This is a genomic window from Oceanobacillus kimchii X50 (assembly GCF_000340475.1).
Lineage (GTDB): Bacteria > Bacillota > Bacilli > Bacillales > Amphibacillaceae > Oceanobacillus > Oceanobacillus kimchii.
This window is the reverse complement of record NZ_CM001792.1, coordinates 428,880-445,658: the sequence shown is the minus strand read 5'-3', so window position 1 is coordinate 445,658 and position 16,779 is coordinate 428,880. Positions and strand designations below refer to the sequence as shown.

Genomic DNA, 16,779 nt, shown 5'->3' with positions numbered 1-16,779 from the left:
AAATGTTTTGTTTATATATTTAAATTTTTTATTTCATCTCAATCAATTACCACACTTCCATTTTAACCTCTAATTTAAAGCATATTTTATATATATATTCATATGTTTATCAATATAAACAAAGCTATTAATTTCTGTTTATGTTTGTTTTTTTGTTGACAGTCTCTTTTTTTCTGTCTAGTATTATAATAACTTCTGAATAATAGAAAGGATGAGAAAATATGTCAGAATTGAAAGCGATAACAACATATCAAATGTACATTAATGGAGAGTTTGTCCATGCTAGTAGTAATGAAACACTTGACGTTACAAATCCTGCAACAGAGGAAGTAATTTCGAAAGTTCCAAAAGCTAGCTTAGAAGATACTAGAAGAGCAATCGATGGGTCTGTACAAGCGCAAAAAGAGTGGGCAAAGCTTCCATCAAGCGAACGAGCAACTTATTTATTTGCAATAAGTAAGGAGATCAGATCAAACATTGATGAATATGCAAAGATTATTTCTGAGGAAATGGGGAAACCTCTTGATCAAGCTGTTGTAGAGGTCAGTGTTACTGCTGAGTACTTTGAATATATTGCTGGTTGGGCGAGAAAGTATGAAGGTGAAATCGTACCAAGTGATAGAGAGAATGAAAACATCCTTGTATTCAAACAACCAATTGGTGTTGTAGCTGGTATATTACCTTGGAATTTCCCATTCTTCTTAATTGCACGAAAAGCTGCACCTGCAATATTATCTGGAAATACGATTGTAATTAAACCAAGTAGTGTTTCTCCTAATAATGCTTTAGCTTTTGCAAAGATTTTAGATAAAGTCGGTTTACCAAAAGGTGTTATTAATATAGTTACTGGCTCAGGAAGCGTTGTTGGTGAAGAATTGTCTAAAAACGAAAAAATCGGAATGATAAGCTTAACAGGAAGTACAGAAGCTGGTTCAAGAGTAATGGAGAAAGCATCGAAAAATATCACAAAAGTGTCTCTTGAATTGGGGGGTAAAGCGCCTTCGATAGTTATGGAGGACGCAGATATTGACTTGGCTGTAAAATCCGTTCTTGACTCTCGAATCATCAATACGGGACAGGTTTGTAACTGTACAGAAAGAGTCTATGTACATGAAGATGTGGCTGATGAATTTATTGAAAAAATTACAAAAGCGATGTCCAATGTTAGTTATGGCAATCCTCTTGGAGATGAACAAGTCGATATGGGACCACTATCAAATGAAGCAGGTCTTAAAAATGTAGAAGACATGGTTAATCGTGCAGTAGAAAATGGCGCAACTGTATTAACAGGTGGAAACCGAGTAAATACTGATGCTGGATACTATTATGAACCTACTGTACTTACAAATGTCGATAATAGTTTTGAAATTATGAAAGAAGAAGTGTTTGGACCTGTATTACCAATTGCTACTTTTACTTCATTGGATGAAGCGATTGAATTGGCAAATGACTGTCAATATGGACTAACTTCGGCTATCTTTACAAATAACGTGAATTACATGATGCGCGCTAGTAATGAATTAGAATTCGGAGAAACATATGTTAATAGAGAAAGTTTCGAAGCAATACAAGGATTCCATGCTGGTTGGAAAAAATCAGGAATTGGAGGAGCAGACGGTAAGCATGGGTTAGAAGAATTTCTACAAACACATGTTGTCTACATTCAATACAAATAATTAATTTAAATTAAATTAAAGCGCTAGGTCATACAAATTAAAGAATCTACCTATGAGTTATTTGTAACTTCCTAGCGCCTTATTTTACTGTTTTATTCTATTGAATAAAGATAGAGCATATTGATCCATTCTCTCAATTAAGACCTCTTTTGTTATTTCCTTCCGTCCAAACTCTGCCCATCCAGGATAAACAGATGGTCTATCCATAAAAACATCCATCAGAGAAACATTATCCCAATACATATCATATCGAAATCTACTTCCGGCATGGTTTAAATAGTACTCTAAGAAAAGATCTGCTTCATACACACCATAAATCATTGCTAAATTCCAACGACAATGTCCAAGATCAATACCTGCATGTCCGATACAACCATTTGCCCAATCAACTACACCAGTCACCTCCCCATCTTGCCACAGCACATTTACAGGATGAAAATCACGATGAATAAATATTGGATCATACATTGGTTCTGGTTGCTTTGCAATTTCAAATAACGCTTTCCAAATTTCTGGATTTTGAGACCAAACTGGAATGTTTAGATCATCTGATTGTTGATAGCGATAATGTTTACTTGAAAAATTATTTATATCGTTTTTGTGTATCTTAACTAACGTTATGGCAAGCTTTTCAAGCCATGCCGACATGGAATACGGGTTTAATTCCACTTTCCCAGGTAACTTGCTCATTAATAACAGTGAATATCCACTTACTTCACCATACTTATCTATTCCAATTAATTTTGGACTACTGACCCGCAATGAATTAGCTACGACCAAACTTTTCGCTTCGTTTTCCACCCACGCAATTGCTTCATTTTTCCCCACAGTATCAAGTTTATTATATTGTCTTAATACCACTTGGTTTTCCATCTTATCAGGATGTCCTATTGTTAGTTCAAATAAAGTAGCAGTAGTACTCCCTTTCAAACAATTAATTGTCGTAATAAATGAATCCTCTGGAAAATGATCTAATACCCACGCCTTCATCGATTCAGTTAAATCTGACATTCACTCGCCCCCATCAGCTTTCTACTGTTATTATCTAGTAAAACACGTTTGAAATGAAGTATCACTAATTATTCGCTTTTAAATAGAGCTTGATAACTCAAGTAATAATTCCATTAATAAAATGATTAAATTTAACTATTGATAGATGTTTAAATTTTCTGTAAAATATAAACCAATAATTGTTGAATCTAATTGACTTTACTTCACCCGTAAAGCACGAAATTAGATCAAGAACCAGTTATATCGACGGGTCAACTCTGTCTTTATGACTGGTTTTTGTATTTTAATAGGGAGGTTTTTTAATGGAAGATTTATTTGAATTAGATAAAAAACATTTTATTCACCCTACGTCATCCATTATACAGCAACAAACAGATGGAGCTAAGTCAATTATGGCTAAGGGTGATGGTATCTATGTTACAGATACCAATAACAAAGAATATATCGATGCAGTTTCTTCACTTTGGAATGTAAATATCGGACATGGAAGAACTGAATTAGCGGAAGTAGCATCAGAACAAATGAAAAAACTAGCTTTCAGTTCTGCTTTTTCAACATTTAGTCATGAGCCAGCTATACGATTAGCAAAGAAAATTTCAGAACTTACTCCACAAGGATTAAATGCTGTCTTCTTCACTTCAGGCGGATCAGAGTCAAATGACTCCGCTGTAAAACTTTCACGTCATTACTGGAAAATACAAAACAAACCCACCAAAAGAAAAATCATTTCTTTAAAAAGAGGATACCATGGAGTGGCTGCCGCCTCTACAAGTATAACTGGCATACCTGAATTTTGGAATATGGCGGGTCATTTGATGAATGACTTTTTACATGTAGAAACACCTTATCGTTCAACTACAGAAAAAGCAATCACATCGTTACAATCCATGATAGAACAAGAAACTAAAGAGACTATAGCAGCAATTATTGTAGAGCCTGTTCAAGGAGCTGGAGGTGTATTGATTCCGCCTACAGATTATTTGGAGGCAGTAAGAGAACTTTGCGACTTCTATAATATCCTTTTTATTGCTGATGAGGTAATTACCGGTTTCGGGAGAACAGGAACCATGTTTGGTATGGAAAATTGGCATGTTATACCGGATGCAATGACCTTTGCTAAAGGTGTTACTAGTGGATATATTCCCATGGGCGGTGTTGTCGTATCCGATCATATTCACACTGTTTTAAAAGAAAAATCAAAAGGAACTCTTTTCCATGGATTTACCTATAGTGGTCATCCTACAGCTGCTGCAGTTGCATTAAAAAATATAGAAATCATTGAACAAGAATCACTTGTCACTAACGCAAAAGAAAGAGGATTGGAATTACTGAATGGCTTCCAAAAAATCCAAAAAAAATCGTCTATTGTTGGAGAAGTTAGAGCAATCGGATTAATAGGAGCTATTGAACTTGTACAAGATTCTTCCACCAGTCAACCATTCTCTCCAGATGTTGGTATAACCAATGTTGTTATTAATGCACTACATGAACGAGGAGTAATATCAAGAGGGGTCACTTACGATGGTTCGAACATCTTATGTTTTGCCCCACCGTTAATTATTACAAAACAAGAAGTTAATGAACTTATCTCTCGAATAAGTGACGCCATATTATTTGTTCAACAAAAACTAGGTGTAGCCCAAGATTAATCAAGACACGAGACGATATAATAAATCAACTATTTCTAGGGGGAATTGGATGAACAACTCGGAAAAGCTATTAAAATCGTTGGATAAAAAAGATGTTTTTGCCCTTGCATTTGGAGCAATGATTGGTTGGGGATGGGTAGTTACTTCTGGTTTATGGATAACGGAAGCTGGAGCACTCGGAGCAATTATCGCATTTTTACTCGGCGGCCTACTTGTCGTATTTGTTGGTTTAACATACGCAGAACTGTCCTCTGCACTTCCATTTGTCGGAGGAGAACATGTGTACACATACAAGGCAATGGGAAGAGTAACATCATTCATAGCCACTTGGGCAATTATTCTTGGTTATGTTTCAGTTATTGCTTTTGAAGCAGTAGCCTTACCAACTGTTTTCGAGTACCTTGTCCCCAATTATAGTCAAGGATACCTCTATACAATTGCCGGTTGGGATGTCACATTAACTTGGGCTGGTGTGGGGATTATTGGTTCGGTATTGGTTGCATGGATTAATTATAGAGGAATTAAACTATCATCTATAATAAATTTCATCTTAACCATACTAATTCTCATTGCAGGAATCATGCTTATTACTGGAAGTACATTTAGCGGTAATATGAGCAATATGAATCCGCTTTTTGAAACAGGAATGACAGGAATCATGACAGTTCTTATGATGACTTCTTTTATGTTTGTTGGTTTTGATGTCATACCACAAGCTGCCGAAGAAATTAATCTACCAAATAAAAAAATCGGGCAATTACTAATCTTATCTGTAGTAGTAGCTGTAATTTGGTATATAGCGATAATTTTTGGTGTTTCTAGAATGTTAACTCCGTCAGAAATCAATGCATCCAATTTAGTTACAGCAGATGCGGTGGCAAAGGCTTTTGGAAATAGTGAAATGATGGGTAATTTTCTTGTCTTAGGTGGTATCGGTGGGATATTGACAAGTTGGATCGGATTTTATGTTGGAGGTAGCAGGGCAATATATGCTTTAGCAAAGGCTGGAATGCTCCCTAAATCTCTCGGGCAATTACATCCTAAATATAATACTCCCCATAAAGCTATTTTGTTAATTGCAGTATTATCGACGGCGGCTCCGCTTTTAGGAAGACCAGCTCTTGTTTGGTTAGTCAATGCAGGTGGTCTTGGACTTGTTGTTGCTTGGTTAATGGTTACTATATCCTTTATAATATTGCGAAAGAAAGCACCAGAGATGCAACGACCCTTTCGCCTTCCTGGTGGAACTACGATTGGTTGGATAGCGACCATTATGGCTATTGGTGTAACGATTCTTTATCTTCCAGGTATGCCATCTGCGTTAATCTGGCCCTATGAATGGCTTATCATCGGTACTTGGATTATATTAGGATTTGTTTTATACAATTACTCGATGAGGAAATATGGAAAGAAAAATACAGATGATTACATGAAAAAAGAAGTGAATAAGAGCGCATAAACGAGTATCTGCCTCAATTTCAGCAAACTTCTTTTTATTATTAAAAAATGACAGCCGGTGATCCCCCCGTCTTGTGTATCGGGAGATCGCCGGCTGTCATCTTTACAAAAATCCACGTATATTTTTTAAAACTGGTATCGTTCACCTTGAACATAAATCAACAACAACCAGTTTTACACACGTCGATACTTTAATTTGACTTGTCTTCTTCCATCTTTGCTATTTTAGCCGGTGATGGGTCGAACTTAATAAAGAAATAGGCAATAATCGTACATAGTCCTAACACTGCAATTACAGAAAATGACACATTCACACCTAAAATATCCGGGCGAGCCACTTGATTTTCTGCCATGGATTCTACTGAGGTCATTACAGTAACCAAGACAGCAGTTCCTACAGAAGCTGCTGTCATACGCATCGTACCATCCATTGCTGCTCCATGAGGTATTAAATTATTAGGCAGCTGATTCAGTGCAGCAGTCTGTATCGGCATCATAATCAATGCTAAACCTAACATTCGAACGGCATACAAAGTAGTTATAAATGCAAACGTCGTTTCTGTATCTATAAAAATGAATGGAACAGTGGCCAAGGTAATTATGACTACACCTGGAAGGACAATCCACTTACCACCATATCGATCAAACATTCTACCAATTATAGGTGCTAGAAATCCAGTTACTAATGCACCTGGCAACATTGCCATCCCCGCTTGAAATGCACTGAATTCACGCATATTCTGCATAAATAATGGAATTAACGTCTCTGTACCAATAAGTCCCATAAATGTTATCGAACCAATAAAAACACTGAACGGGAAAATGGCATATTTGAACACACGAAATTCTAGCATTGGATGTGTTAGTTTTAACTGTCTCAAAATAAATAATGTTAATGAGATAACGCCAATAGCCAGTGTTATTAGTGTAATTGATGCTCCCCAGCCATAATTCCCTGCATTGGTCACACCATATAAAATTCCACCAAACCCAAACGAAGATAGAATAACCGATGGGATATCGAGCTTTGTCTTTTTTACCTCTGTTACATTTTTTAAAGCAAAGTAAGCGATAATCATATCAATGACTGCAATCGGGAAGATAATAAAGAACAAATATCTCCAAGAAAAATGTCCTGTTACCCATCCGGATAATGCTGGACCGATAGCTGGAGCAAAAGAAATAACTAAACCAATTAACCCCATTACAGAGCCACGGCGATTAATTGGAAAAATCAGTAAGAATACTGTCGTCATAAGTGGCAGCATTACCCCTGCTCCAATAGATTGAATAACTCTTCCAACTAATAACATCTCAAAAACAGGGGCTACACCTGCCACTAATGTTCCTATAGCAAAGATCCCCATTGCTGACATAAATAATTGTCTGGTTGTAAATCGTTCAATCAAGAACGCACTTACTGGAATCATGATTCCATTTACAAGCATAAAAACTGTTGTTAACCATTGAGCACTATTTGCCGTAATACCCATTTCTATAATTATTGGGGGAATGGCTGTTATCATTAGCGTTTGATTTAAAATTGCAATAAAAGAACCAGCTAATAATAGTGCTACTACGGTTGGTCGATGGATTTGATTCACGATGATGTCCCCCTTTAATAAACATAAAAATTAAAACACTTCTTATAGATTAAACGAAAACCCGTAAAGAATCTATAAAAATATTTTAAAGTTTATTTTAAAATTATAGGGGTAGCGTCAGGAAAATGCGGATTTACAACGTTAAGCGAATTTTCCTGACGATTACCCCGTTTTTACCAACGTCAAGAAAGTTTTAATGGTCTTAAAGAATCTAATGAAACCATTTTCTCATGACTAAAATGGTATTCCCCCAGTAAATTAATATGCTCCCAGCCTAAAGGAGACATATGGTGCAACAAGTCCTCTTTAAAACCCCCTAAGCCCTTTTGGTATTCCACTGCTTTTGACAGATGTAGCGTAGTCCAAACACTAATGGCATTGATAATTATATTTAAAGCACTGGCCCTTTGTAGTTGATGCTGTATCGTTCGTTCCCGAAGTTCCCCTTGTTTCCCAAAGAAAATTACTCTTGCGAGACCATTCATGGCCTCTCCTTTGTTTAAGCCTTTTTGAATTTTTCTTCTTAAAGATTCACTAGTAAGGTAATTAAGAATAAAAATAGTTTTTCGATTCTTCCCATTTCACGCAAAGCTGTAGCTAAACTGTTTTGTCTAGAGTAGGAACCAAGCTTCCCCATAAGAAGTGATGCCGTGACAGTTCCTTCTCTTATTGAATTAGCTAATCGTAAGACATCATCATAATTAACTTTAATAATTTTTGTATTTATTTGGCCACGAAAAATAGACTCTAATTTTGGATACTCGCTTGCCTTTTCTAATGTAAACAGCTTTGAATCTGACAAATCTCTTATTCTTGGCGCAAACTTAAAGCCTAAAAGGTGAGTTAATCCAAAAATTTGATCTGTATAGCCAGCTGTGTCTGTGAAATGCTCTTCTATATTTAAGTCGGTCTCGTGATGCAATAATCCATCTAGGACATGAATAGCATATCTTGAATTAGTATGAATAATTTTTGTATAATACGATGAGAACTGGTCGCTGGTAAATCGGTAGATTGTTGTACCTTTTCCGGTTCCGTAATGCGGATTTGCGTCTGAATGTAAAGATGAAACGCTACCTGCATTCTCATTCCATCTGACGAAGATGTTGTACCGTCACCCCAATAGGAAGATAAGTCTAACTTGTGGTGAAAATTTACTAATACAGCTTGCGCTTTGCTCATGGCATCTTCATGCATTCTCCATTGAGATACATTTGCAAGTTGTTTATATGTAAGATCCGGCGTTGCTTCAGCCATCTTACTTAGCCCAATATTCAATCCCATTCCTAATAGGGCTGCCATGATGATTACCGTTTCTTCTTTATCTGGTTTACGGTTATTTGAGGCGTGAGTAAATTGTTCATGAAATCCAGTTATATGAGCAACATCCATGAGTAAATCGGTTAATTTTATCCTAGGAAGCATCTGATAAAGTCTAGCACTAAAGTTTTTGGCTTCCTCTGGAATCTCCTTCTCCAACCGTGCAATTGAAAGCTTTCCTTTCTCGAACGAAACTCCCTCTAGTTTATTCCAATTGTTAGATAACCATTTTAGTCTCTCATTAAGGCTATTGGTCCTTTCTTGAATGTATGCTTCGAACGATAAGCTAACTGATAATCGTGTATGATCTTTGTCTTGGTGTCACTTGAGACGCTATCTTGCACCTGTTTTTATCGTTGTTTTGCATTAGGGGTACCGCCAACAATTCAGGAAATTTTGTACATAAGCGTCAAATAATCCCCACCTGTTTTCAGATAGGGATTATTTGACGCCTACTTATATATACATAAAACAAGAAGAGGTTGGCTTAATCAGTTCCTTTATCTCCATTATTTTATAATCTCTTTTTGTGTCTGCCCTTTTGTTTATGCGAAAAGGCGTTTTTTTATCATAAATGATTTTTACTCCAAATAATCTGTATGGAAAGGATTTTCCCTTTCTTCGGTTTGGACAGAAATCCATTGGACAGTTGTAAACTCTTCAAGTGACCATTTCCCTCCAAATCGGCCCAATCCAGATGCTTTCTCCCCTCCGAATGCAATCAATGGCTCATCATTAACGCTTTGGTCATTCACATGAACCATACCAGAGGTTATCTGTTTGGCCACCTCCACACCTCTTTCCGGGGAACCTGCGTGAACCGCCCCGCTTAGACCAAATGGGGTGTCATTTGCAATGCGAATTGCTTCTTCATCACTTTCAGCAGAAATAATAGTTGCCACCGGCCCAAACATTTCGTTCTGAGCAGTTGCAACATCATTCGAACCTGTTAGTATATAAGGGTGCATGACGTTCCCTTCTACTTTTCCTTCCAACACAACTTCTGCCCCTTGCTCTTTAGCTGATTCGATTTGTTCGAGTATCCGATCAATTGCCTGCCGATTTATCAAAGGACCGATTAGATTGTCCTTCTCACTTGGATTGCCCACTTTAATCTTTTTCGCCTTTTCAACAAATTTCTCAACAAACTCCTCATATATATCCTTATGAACAATAATTCGATTTATGGCCATACATATTTGTCCATTATGCATAAACTTACCGAATAATGCCGAGTTTACCGCATTTTCCACTTTCGCATCTTCCAGCACTACGAGTGGGTTGTTCCCCCCTAACTCAAGAGCAACTTTTTTAATATTTCTTCCGCAAATTTCACCGATATGCCGTCCTACCGGAGTAGACCCTGTAAATGAAATTAACCGTGGAATTGGATGTTCCACAAATGCATCGCCGATATCCTCTATGTTTGGAACGACAACATTAAAGACTCCTTTCGGCAATCCAGCTTCTTCAAATACCTTCGCAAGCAATATTCCTCCAGTTACAGCTGTCTGATCATCAGGTTTCAGTACGACCCCGTTACCGACAGCAAGTGCCGGTGCAACCGAACGCATGGCAAGATACATTGGAAAGTTAAATGGTCCTATTACACCGACTACCCCTAGAGGACTACGGTAAATCCTATTTTCCTTTCCTGGGATCAGGGAAGGGACAATTTCCCCACTCATTCTAAGTGGAAAAGAAGCTGCCTCCCTTGTAATTGCAATAACAAAGTCAATTTCGACGTTAGCTTTCAGATGGGATGAGCCACCTTCCCTAATTAAATGGTTAACAAACTCTTCTCTTCTCGCATCGATAATCTGAACTGCTTTTTCCATGATGGAAGAGCGTTCGAATGGATTAAATTTTGCCCATTCCTTTTTAGCCTGTTCAGCAGATTTATAAGCCTCATCTATATCTTCTTTACTAGCCATTTTTATTTCTTGCAGAACTTCATCATTATAGGGGTTTTTCACTTCATAAGTGGTTTCCCCTTGGCCATCACGCCATTCGCCAGAGATAAAATTTTTGTTAAGATTTTCATAAAGTTTCATATAATTTTTCTCCTTTCCTTTATACATGATTTATTCTTTATTAAATAAACTTCCCTATTAATCCCTCCACAATCCAAGGATTTCTTTATTTCGTAAAAAAACGCCTGTCTCTGTGCTTCCGTAGGATTGTTTCAATACTCGAAAAACCGTTGTTACATTAAGATTACTGGAGGGAACTTTGGGCTAATACATAGACCCTTCACCCAAATTTAAAGAATACCTAAACTTAATAATCTTGAAACCATAACAACAGAAGTTGAAGCTACACGAGACGATTTAGTAATCGGAATCAAGTAAATATTAAAATCTACCTGCCTTTTGAATTGAAGAAAGCTTTTTTATGTCAAATATTGCAAATAACACTTAAAAAAGTGCAAATTAAAATTCAAAAGTGACAATCAAGGCATTTAGTTTAAATTTAATTTACGCAATAATTGTAATTATTCTGATGCAATATAAAATTTTGAATATTTTCACTTAAACTAACGGGCAGTTTAGTTAAGGGAAGTGTCAATTATGAAGAAATGAAAAATCTTATAATGTGAATCTTCTTTACTGATATAAAGTAAACAAAGAAAGGCTTTATTAACTGGAGGTGTATTATATGAATGCGGAAATAATGATGTTAGTAATAACATTGGTAATAGGATTCTCATTATTTTTCATGGTGGTTACCAAAAAAGGTAGTCCGATTAAAGATTTATTTCTATGGTTAATTTAATTGATTGTTGTACTAAGTATAAGTATATTAAGTTAAATTTTGGAGTAATTGATATATTCACTTCAACATTCGGTCTTATAACAATTCTAATGTTAATACTGGTATTGGCAATAAAAAGTGAGTTTGAAGATTGTGAAATACACTTAAACTATATGGGACAAAAACAGAATAAAGTATAGCCTCCAAAACTCCATTATTGGGCCAATTTGTGGAATATGGCTTATGGGGCTGCTGAGCGTTGATGTTCAAGTAATTTGTCCCACTGATGTCCTTGCATAAACAACTTCCATCCTCTATTTGCATAATTGTATTCAAATTCCACATACTACTAACAAGAAGTGGCGGTAAAAAGGGTGTGAAGGGATGAGACTTAAAAGAAATAAATCCAAAAAGTCTTTGATAAATCAGGCAAATCTCTCCATAGAGAATATCAAAAGTCAATTAAATCATACCAGCGATTTAAAAGACCGTGAAATACATAGCAATAATCAAATCTATATTATCCTATACATCAATTCATTAGTTGATCAGGAAAAGCTTGAATCAAAAATAATTAAACCGCTTATAAAAATGGAAAACAACAATATTTTAAATGAACTATATAGCCAGGAGATCAGCACTGCCAAAAGTAATAAAATAGCCATCAACGGATTATTAGACGGTTATTGTCTGCTAATAAAAAAAGGTAGGAATAGTGAAGGATTCCTGTTAAAAGCGGCCGCATCAACCGATAGAGAGGTTTCAGAACCTACCACAGAAAAAACAATCCTTGGAGCGAAAGTAGGTTTTGTTGAAAGCTTAGACAAAAACATTTACTTACTCCGTAAAACAACAAAATCACCAGGTTTCACTGTTAAAAAGTATACATTGGGTTCCTCAACAACAACGGATGTATCACTAATTTATTTGGATCATTTGGTAGATCCAGAAATCATCAAAAAGGTTGAACAGCGTATAAAAAGTATTACGCTTGATTCCATCCGATCAGCAGGAGATATTCAGGATTGTATTGAAGATTATTCATTTACACCATTTCCTCAGCTTTTACTTACAGAACGGCCAGACCGCGCTTCTGCAAATTTAAAGGACGGAAGGGTTGCTTTAATTATCGATGGAAGTCCTACTGTAATTATAGTGCCAGCAACATTTATGACGTTTTTCCAAACGCCGGATGACTATATTACCCGTTGGTGGTTAGGTTCATTTTTTAGATTCATACGTTTATTCGGCTATATCATTGCACTTATTCTACCGGCATTATATATTGCTTTCGTTTCATTTCATTACGAGGTAATTCCTTTGGAGCTTGTTTATTCGTTGCAATCTTCGTTAAGCTACGTTCCATTTCGGCCAATTATAGAGTTAATGATTATGCAGCTTTCCTTAGAGTTGCTTAGAGAAGCGTCCATTCGACTGCCACCTTCCATCGCCACAACTTTTGGGATCGTCGGAGGGCTAGTTGTAGGAACAGCAATGGTTGAGGCAGGAATTGTCTCCTATGGTGGGCTTATTATTGTTGCATTAACATCAGTCTCTTCTTTTGTTCAGCCAAATATAGAAATGAGCAGCTCGATTCGTGTCTTAGGATTTCCTTTAATGCTATTGGCAGCTACATTTGGCTTTTTTGGAATTATCATTGGAGTGTTATTTGTGTTAATTCACTTGTCACGCCTTACTTCATTCGGTCTTCCATATTTTTCACCTTTTGTTCCATTGAACTTGGAGGATTTTAAAGATACTATCATTCGTGTTCCTTCTTGGATGATGTATAAGCACTCTAAAAATTCCCCTCATTTTAAGCAAGAAAAACGATCAAGGAAGTGGAAACAAGATGAAAGTGAAGAGCCGTATTAGTTCTGTAGTTTTATTTTTTGTGCTGGTGCAAACGATGATTGGTGTAGGCTTGTTATCATTACCTCATCAAGCACATCACGCAGCAGGCAGTGACGGATGGATATCCATTTTGATTTCTGGATTTTTTATTCAACTAATTGTACTGCTTATCTGGTTACTTTGCAGAAAGTTCCCCAATCTTACCTTATTTGATTTTTCTAAAGTAATTTTGGGGAGAACTTCTGGAACTGTATTAAATTTTTTATATATTATTTACCTGCTGACGATGATTTGTTATATCTTCATTATATATGCGGATACGTTGAAACGATGGATACTCCCTGAAACTCCAGGATGGGTATTATTTTTGATAGGATTCGTTCTACTTATTTATGGAACTATTTGTACGGTAAAAAATGTGATATCTTTATTTTCTTCCCTATTCATATTCATCCTATTTTTATTCGTCATTACGCTTTTTGTTTATGGTGATCCATCCATAGATGTTCGCTATCTCTTCCCTATTGGTTCCAGTGGTGGATGGAATATTATTAAAAGTACAAGTGATTCAATGATATCCTTCATAGGGTTTGAAACATTACTTATTTATTTTGCTTTTATAAAGCAGTCTAAAAATATTTCAGCACTGAAAGGAGCTTTTTTAGCAGTATTATTTGTAACCATTTTTTTAACGTATATTGTGATTCTAAGTACCGTGATGCTTAGTCCTGAAGAAATAAAAATCACGTCGGAACCGGTTCTATATATACTAAGTGCAATTGAAATAAGAATTTTAAGCCGATTAGATTTATTATTTCTTTCTATCTGGGGTCTGATAGTTTTTACTACTATTATCAGCTACTCCTTTTCAGCAAGTATGGGAATAAGTAAATTAATCCGTGTCAAACATAAATTTGCTGTGATACTATCTGGAGCATTCGTCTTTATCATTTCGATGATATTTTATTATATGGAGATTACCTTACTTGAAAAATGGTTAAAGCATTTAAGTTTAATTTTCGGCATTATTATCCCTATCCTACTGCTTTTGATAACAATTATTTTTAAAAGAGAGGCGGCATCGACCGATGAGAAAAAATGAGCTCTTTTTAATCTTCTTTATTCTTCCATTACTAACTGGGTGCTGGGATGAAAGGCTTCTAAAGGATTCCCGTACCGTGTATTTATCAGGTTTTGACTTGGATGAGAATGGTGATTATCAAACAACTTCAATTATCAGAGATTTGAATATAAGTCAGGCAAGCAGGGGGGAAATATCCATATCGAATGAGCTGGTAACTGGAAAAGGAGACTCGATAAAAGAGGCAAGTATGGCAATTGATCGAAGCGTAGCTGGTAAATACGATCCCGCAAAGGGAAGAACTTTAATCTTAGGAAACGAGGTCGCCAAAGGTGATATTTACAATGTGCTAGATTCTCTTTACCGGGATCCAAGGGTGGATATAAACGCTAAAATTGCTGTGACAGATAACAGTGCAAATGAAATAATTACCCATTTATCCGAAAATGAAGTTGAAAAAGGGGAATACCTGTACGAATTGATTCACAGCAGTGAAATACATTCGGAGATCCAGGATATTACATTAAGATCGATTCGCACCTATTTATTTGATGAAGGAAAAGATTTCATGCTCCCTTATTTGAGCAAGGACGTGGAAGATGATGAAGTTAAAATAAGTGGGGCTGCTCTTTTTCATGACCACAGCTTTACCGGACAGTTTCTTTCCCCTGATGAAAGTACTTTGCTATTATTTTTTATGGAGACAAAATCCAAAAAAGCAATTTTAACAGAACAGTTAGATAATAAAGATGATGTATCCGTCAGCTATAATGTAAAAAGTGTATCAAGAAAACTTAAGCTGGAAAAAGAAGAAAAGGTACATGCTGATATTATGCTGCAATTGGACGTGGAGATTGTTGACTATCCTCCAGACCATTTAGATAAGCAGGAAATGATCAATTTTTTGGAAAAACGATTATCAAAGATTCTCACTGAAAAAGCGGATGCTCTGTTCAAAAAACTTGCAGCGAATCAAAGTGACGTACTTGGATTAGGCAGAGAACTCATTGCCTTTCATCCATCTATATGGAAAGAAATAAAGGGAGAAAATTATTATGAGCATATCCTTGTTAATCCAAAGGTAAAAGTCAATGTTAGAAGTAGTGGAATCATTTTGTGATCACTGAAGTTGATCACCTTTTTCTTTCTGATATTATTTTTTGACCTATTTCTATTAGACTTCTATTCATAACATCGATACAACGGAGACACAGTCATAAAGAAAGAGCATATGTATGCCCTTTCTAAGAAACAAATTTATGGAATGATGGTATTCTTAATTTATTAGTACTGGTCCAGTTTCGAAACTTCACATTACAAGGAATCCCTTGGTTAAAGCGTACAATTTTATCAGTTTCTTTCACTCCGTTATTTTCCAATTCTCTATAAATCCTTTTTCTCTCATGCACAGGTACAAATTCCATTTCCATTAATCCAATTGGTTTTCCGTCTTCCATTGAGTTTAATAAGAAAGAACAATCTTTCTTAACCAACCCTGTTACTATCACGTCAATATATTTATAATTGATTACCTTTAACCATTGATCGGAGCGTTTATAACATCTCAAAAACGAACATTTTTAATACCTTGATACGTTACTGCCTTCATTGGTTACAGCCTCCAGTGTTAGTGATCATCAGGTGTCCGGTCAAACATACCTTTTCTATTGGTTTCAACAGGGAATAGGTTCATTTTGCCAATCTTCAATGTATTGTTGGCAGAGAGTTGATCTAGTTTATACTGTTCACTTAATTCGTATGGGTGGAACCATTTTTTATTAATCATTAATTCTGAAATTTCCTGGTGCATGGCAATACCTTGCATTAACTGTTTTCTTAAGAGGGTTCTAACATCAGGAGATGCGGACTCCGTTAATGCGACAGCAATATTGCGCACACCTTCTTTAGCACGAAGGAGGAAATCCATGGCAAATGTGGTATCAGCTAGCTCAGGTACATGTAATGAGTTTATAGGGTCTAAATAGTCATTATTCAATGAATTTGCCTCCTTTTCAATTTACTATCGGTGTTGGTCGGTTTTGTGGAACAGGAGCTTCAAAAGGTGCACGTTGATAAATTGCCTGTAATTCTCCAAGCGCTTGCATGGATTGTTCAACATCTTTTTGCATTAATGCTCTCAAATCTTGATCAAATACGAGTCCTTGCATTAGTTTTGATTTCGCTAAGCACAGGGTTTTGAAATTAATAACTTCATGTAAATCCATTGATTCATGATCAGCTAATTTTTGTTTATCCATTTCTAATTAACCTCCTTATTCGTTAATACAATCAATTGTATTGTTCCAAAAATAGGAGTGAATATTCTTTAATGTTTTTTTTTAAAATTGGAAACAGGTTACATCTTTAAGAAT

11 protein-coding genes and 1 pseudogene are annotated in these 16,779 nt (G+C 36.0%); 6 read left to right on the top strand and 6 right to left on the bottom strand.

What is annotated here, in order from left to right; genetic code table 11:
* Nucleotides 1-221 precede the first annotated feature (221 nt).
* A complete protein-coding gene (aldA, locus tag C794_RS02515) occupies nt 222-1,676 on the top strand; it encodes an aldehyde dehydrogenase (RefSeq protein WP_017795572.1) in 1,455 nt (484 codons plus the stop codon).
* Between the two features lie 84 nt (nt 1,677-1,760).
* On the opposite strand, the gene C794_RS02510 is transcribed toward aldA, so the two are convergent.
* The gene (locus C794_RS02510; protein ID WP_017795571.1) at nt 1,761-2,687 is read right to left on the bottom strand and encodes a phosphotransferase family protein; all 927 of its coding nucleotides are present in this window, start codon (nt 2,685-2,687) and stop codon (nt 1,761-1,763) included.
* Nucleotides 2,688-2,989: 302 nt separating this feature from the next.
* Between C794_RS02510 and C794_RS02505 the strand changes: the two genes are divergently transcribed.
* Nucleotides 2,990-4,336 (top strand): aminotransferase family protein, encoded by a 1,347-nt coding sequence (locus C794_RS02505; RefSeq protein ID WP_017795570.1) that lies wholly within the window; start codon nt 2,990-2,992, stop codon nt 4,334-4,336.
* 49 nt (nt 4,337-4,385) lie between these two features.
* On the top strand, nt 4,386-5,795 hold the full coding sequence (locus tag C794_RS02500; protein WP_017795569.1) for an APC family permease: 1,410 nt from the start codon (nt 4,386-4,388) through the stop codon (nt 5,793-5,795).
* Between the two features lie 190 nt (nt 5,796-5,985).
* On the opposite strand, the gene C794_RS02495 is transcribed toward C794_RS02500, so the two are convergent.
* From C794_RS02495 to C794_RS02475, 3 genes and pseudogenes are all read right to left on the bottom strand, one after another.
* Complete coding sequence (locus tag C794_RS02495) at nt 5,986-7,398, bottom strand: DHA2 family efflux MFS transporter permease subunit (protein ID WP_017795568.1); 1,413 nt, start codon at nt 7,396-7,398, stop codon at nt 5,986-5,988.
* 182 nt (nt 7,399-7,580) lie between these two features.
* Nucleotides 7,581-9,039, bottom strand: a pseudogene (locus C794_RS20255) (Tn3 family transposase); the annotation flags it as partial.
* A gap of 260 nt (nt 9,040-9,299) precedes the next feature.
* Nucleotides 9,300-10,772, bottom strand: a complete 1,473-nt coding sequence (locus tag C794_RS02475; RefSeq protein ID WP_017795564.1) for an aldehyde dehydrogenase family protein — start codon at nt 10,770-10,772, stop codon at nt 9,300-9,302.
* Between the two features lie 1,084 nt (nt 10,773-11,856).
* Between C794_RS02475 and C794_RS02460 the strand changes: the two genes are divergently transcribed.
* Genes C794_RS02460 through C794_RS02450 form a run of 3 tightly spaced genes read left to right on the top strand, consistent with a single transcriptional unit; the run spans nt 11,857 to nt 15,527 of the window.
* Nucleotides 11,857-13,347: a spore germination protein gene (locus C794_RS02460; RefSeq protein WP_017795562.1), complete on the top strand. Its 1,491-nt coding sequence runs from the start codon at nt 11,857-11,859 to the stop codon at nt 13,345-13,347.
* On the top strand, nt 13,325-14,428 hold the full coding sequence (locus C794_RS02455) for a GerAB/ArcD/ProY family transporter (protein ID WP_017795561.1): 1,104 nt from the start codon (nt 13,325-13,327) through the stop codon (nt 14,426-14,428). Before C794_RS02460 ends, C794_RS02455 begins: the two co-directional genes overlap by 23 nt.
* The gene (locus tag C794_RS02450; protein ID WP_017795560.1) at nt 14,415-15,527 is read left to right on the top strand and encodes a Ger(x)C family spore germination protein; all 1,113 of its coding nucleotides are present in this window, start codon (nt 14,415-14,417) and stop codon (nt 15,525-15,527) included. The genes C794_RS02455 and C794_RS02450 overlap by 14 nt, the downstream gene beginning before the upstream one ends.
* Before the next feature lie 507 nt (nt 15,528-16,034).
* Here the strand turns inward: C794_RS02450 and C794_RS02440 are convergent.
* Together C794_RS02440 and C794_RS02435 are read right to left on the bottom strand one after the other, a co-directional pair.
* Nucleotides 16,035-16,403, bottom strand: a complete 369-nt coding sequence (locus tag C794_RS02440; protein WP_017795558.1) for a spore coat protein — start codon at nt 16,401-16,403, stop codon at nt 16,035-16,037.
* Nucleotides 16,404-16,419: 16 nt separating this feature from the next.
* Nucleotides 16,420-16,665: a hypothetical protein gene (locus C794_RS02435; RefSeq protein WP_017795557.1), complete on the bottom strand. Its 246-nt coding sequence runs from the start codon at nt 16,663-16,665 to the stop codon at nt 16,420-16,422.
* Nucleotides 16,666-16,779 lie beyond the last annotated feature (114 nt).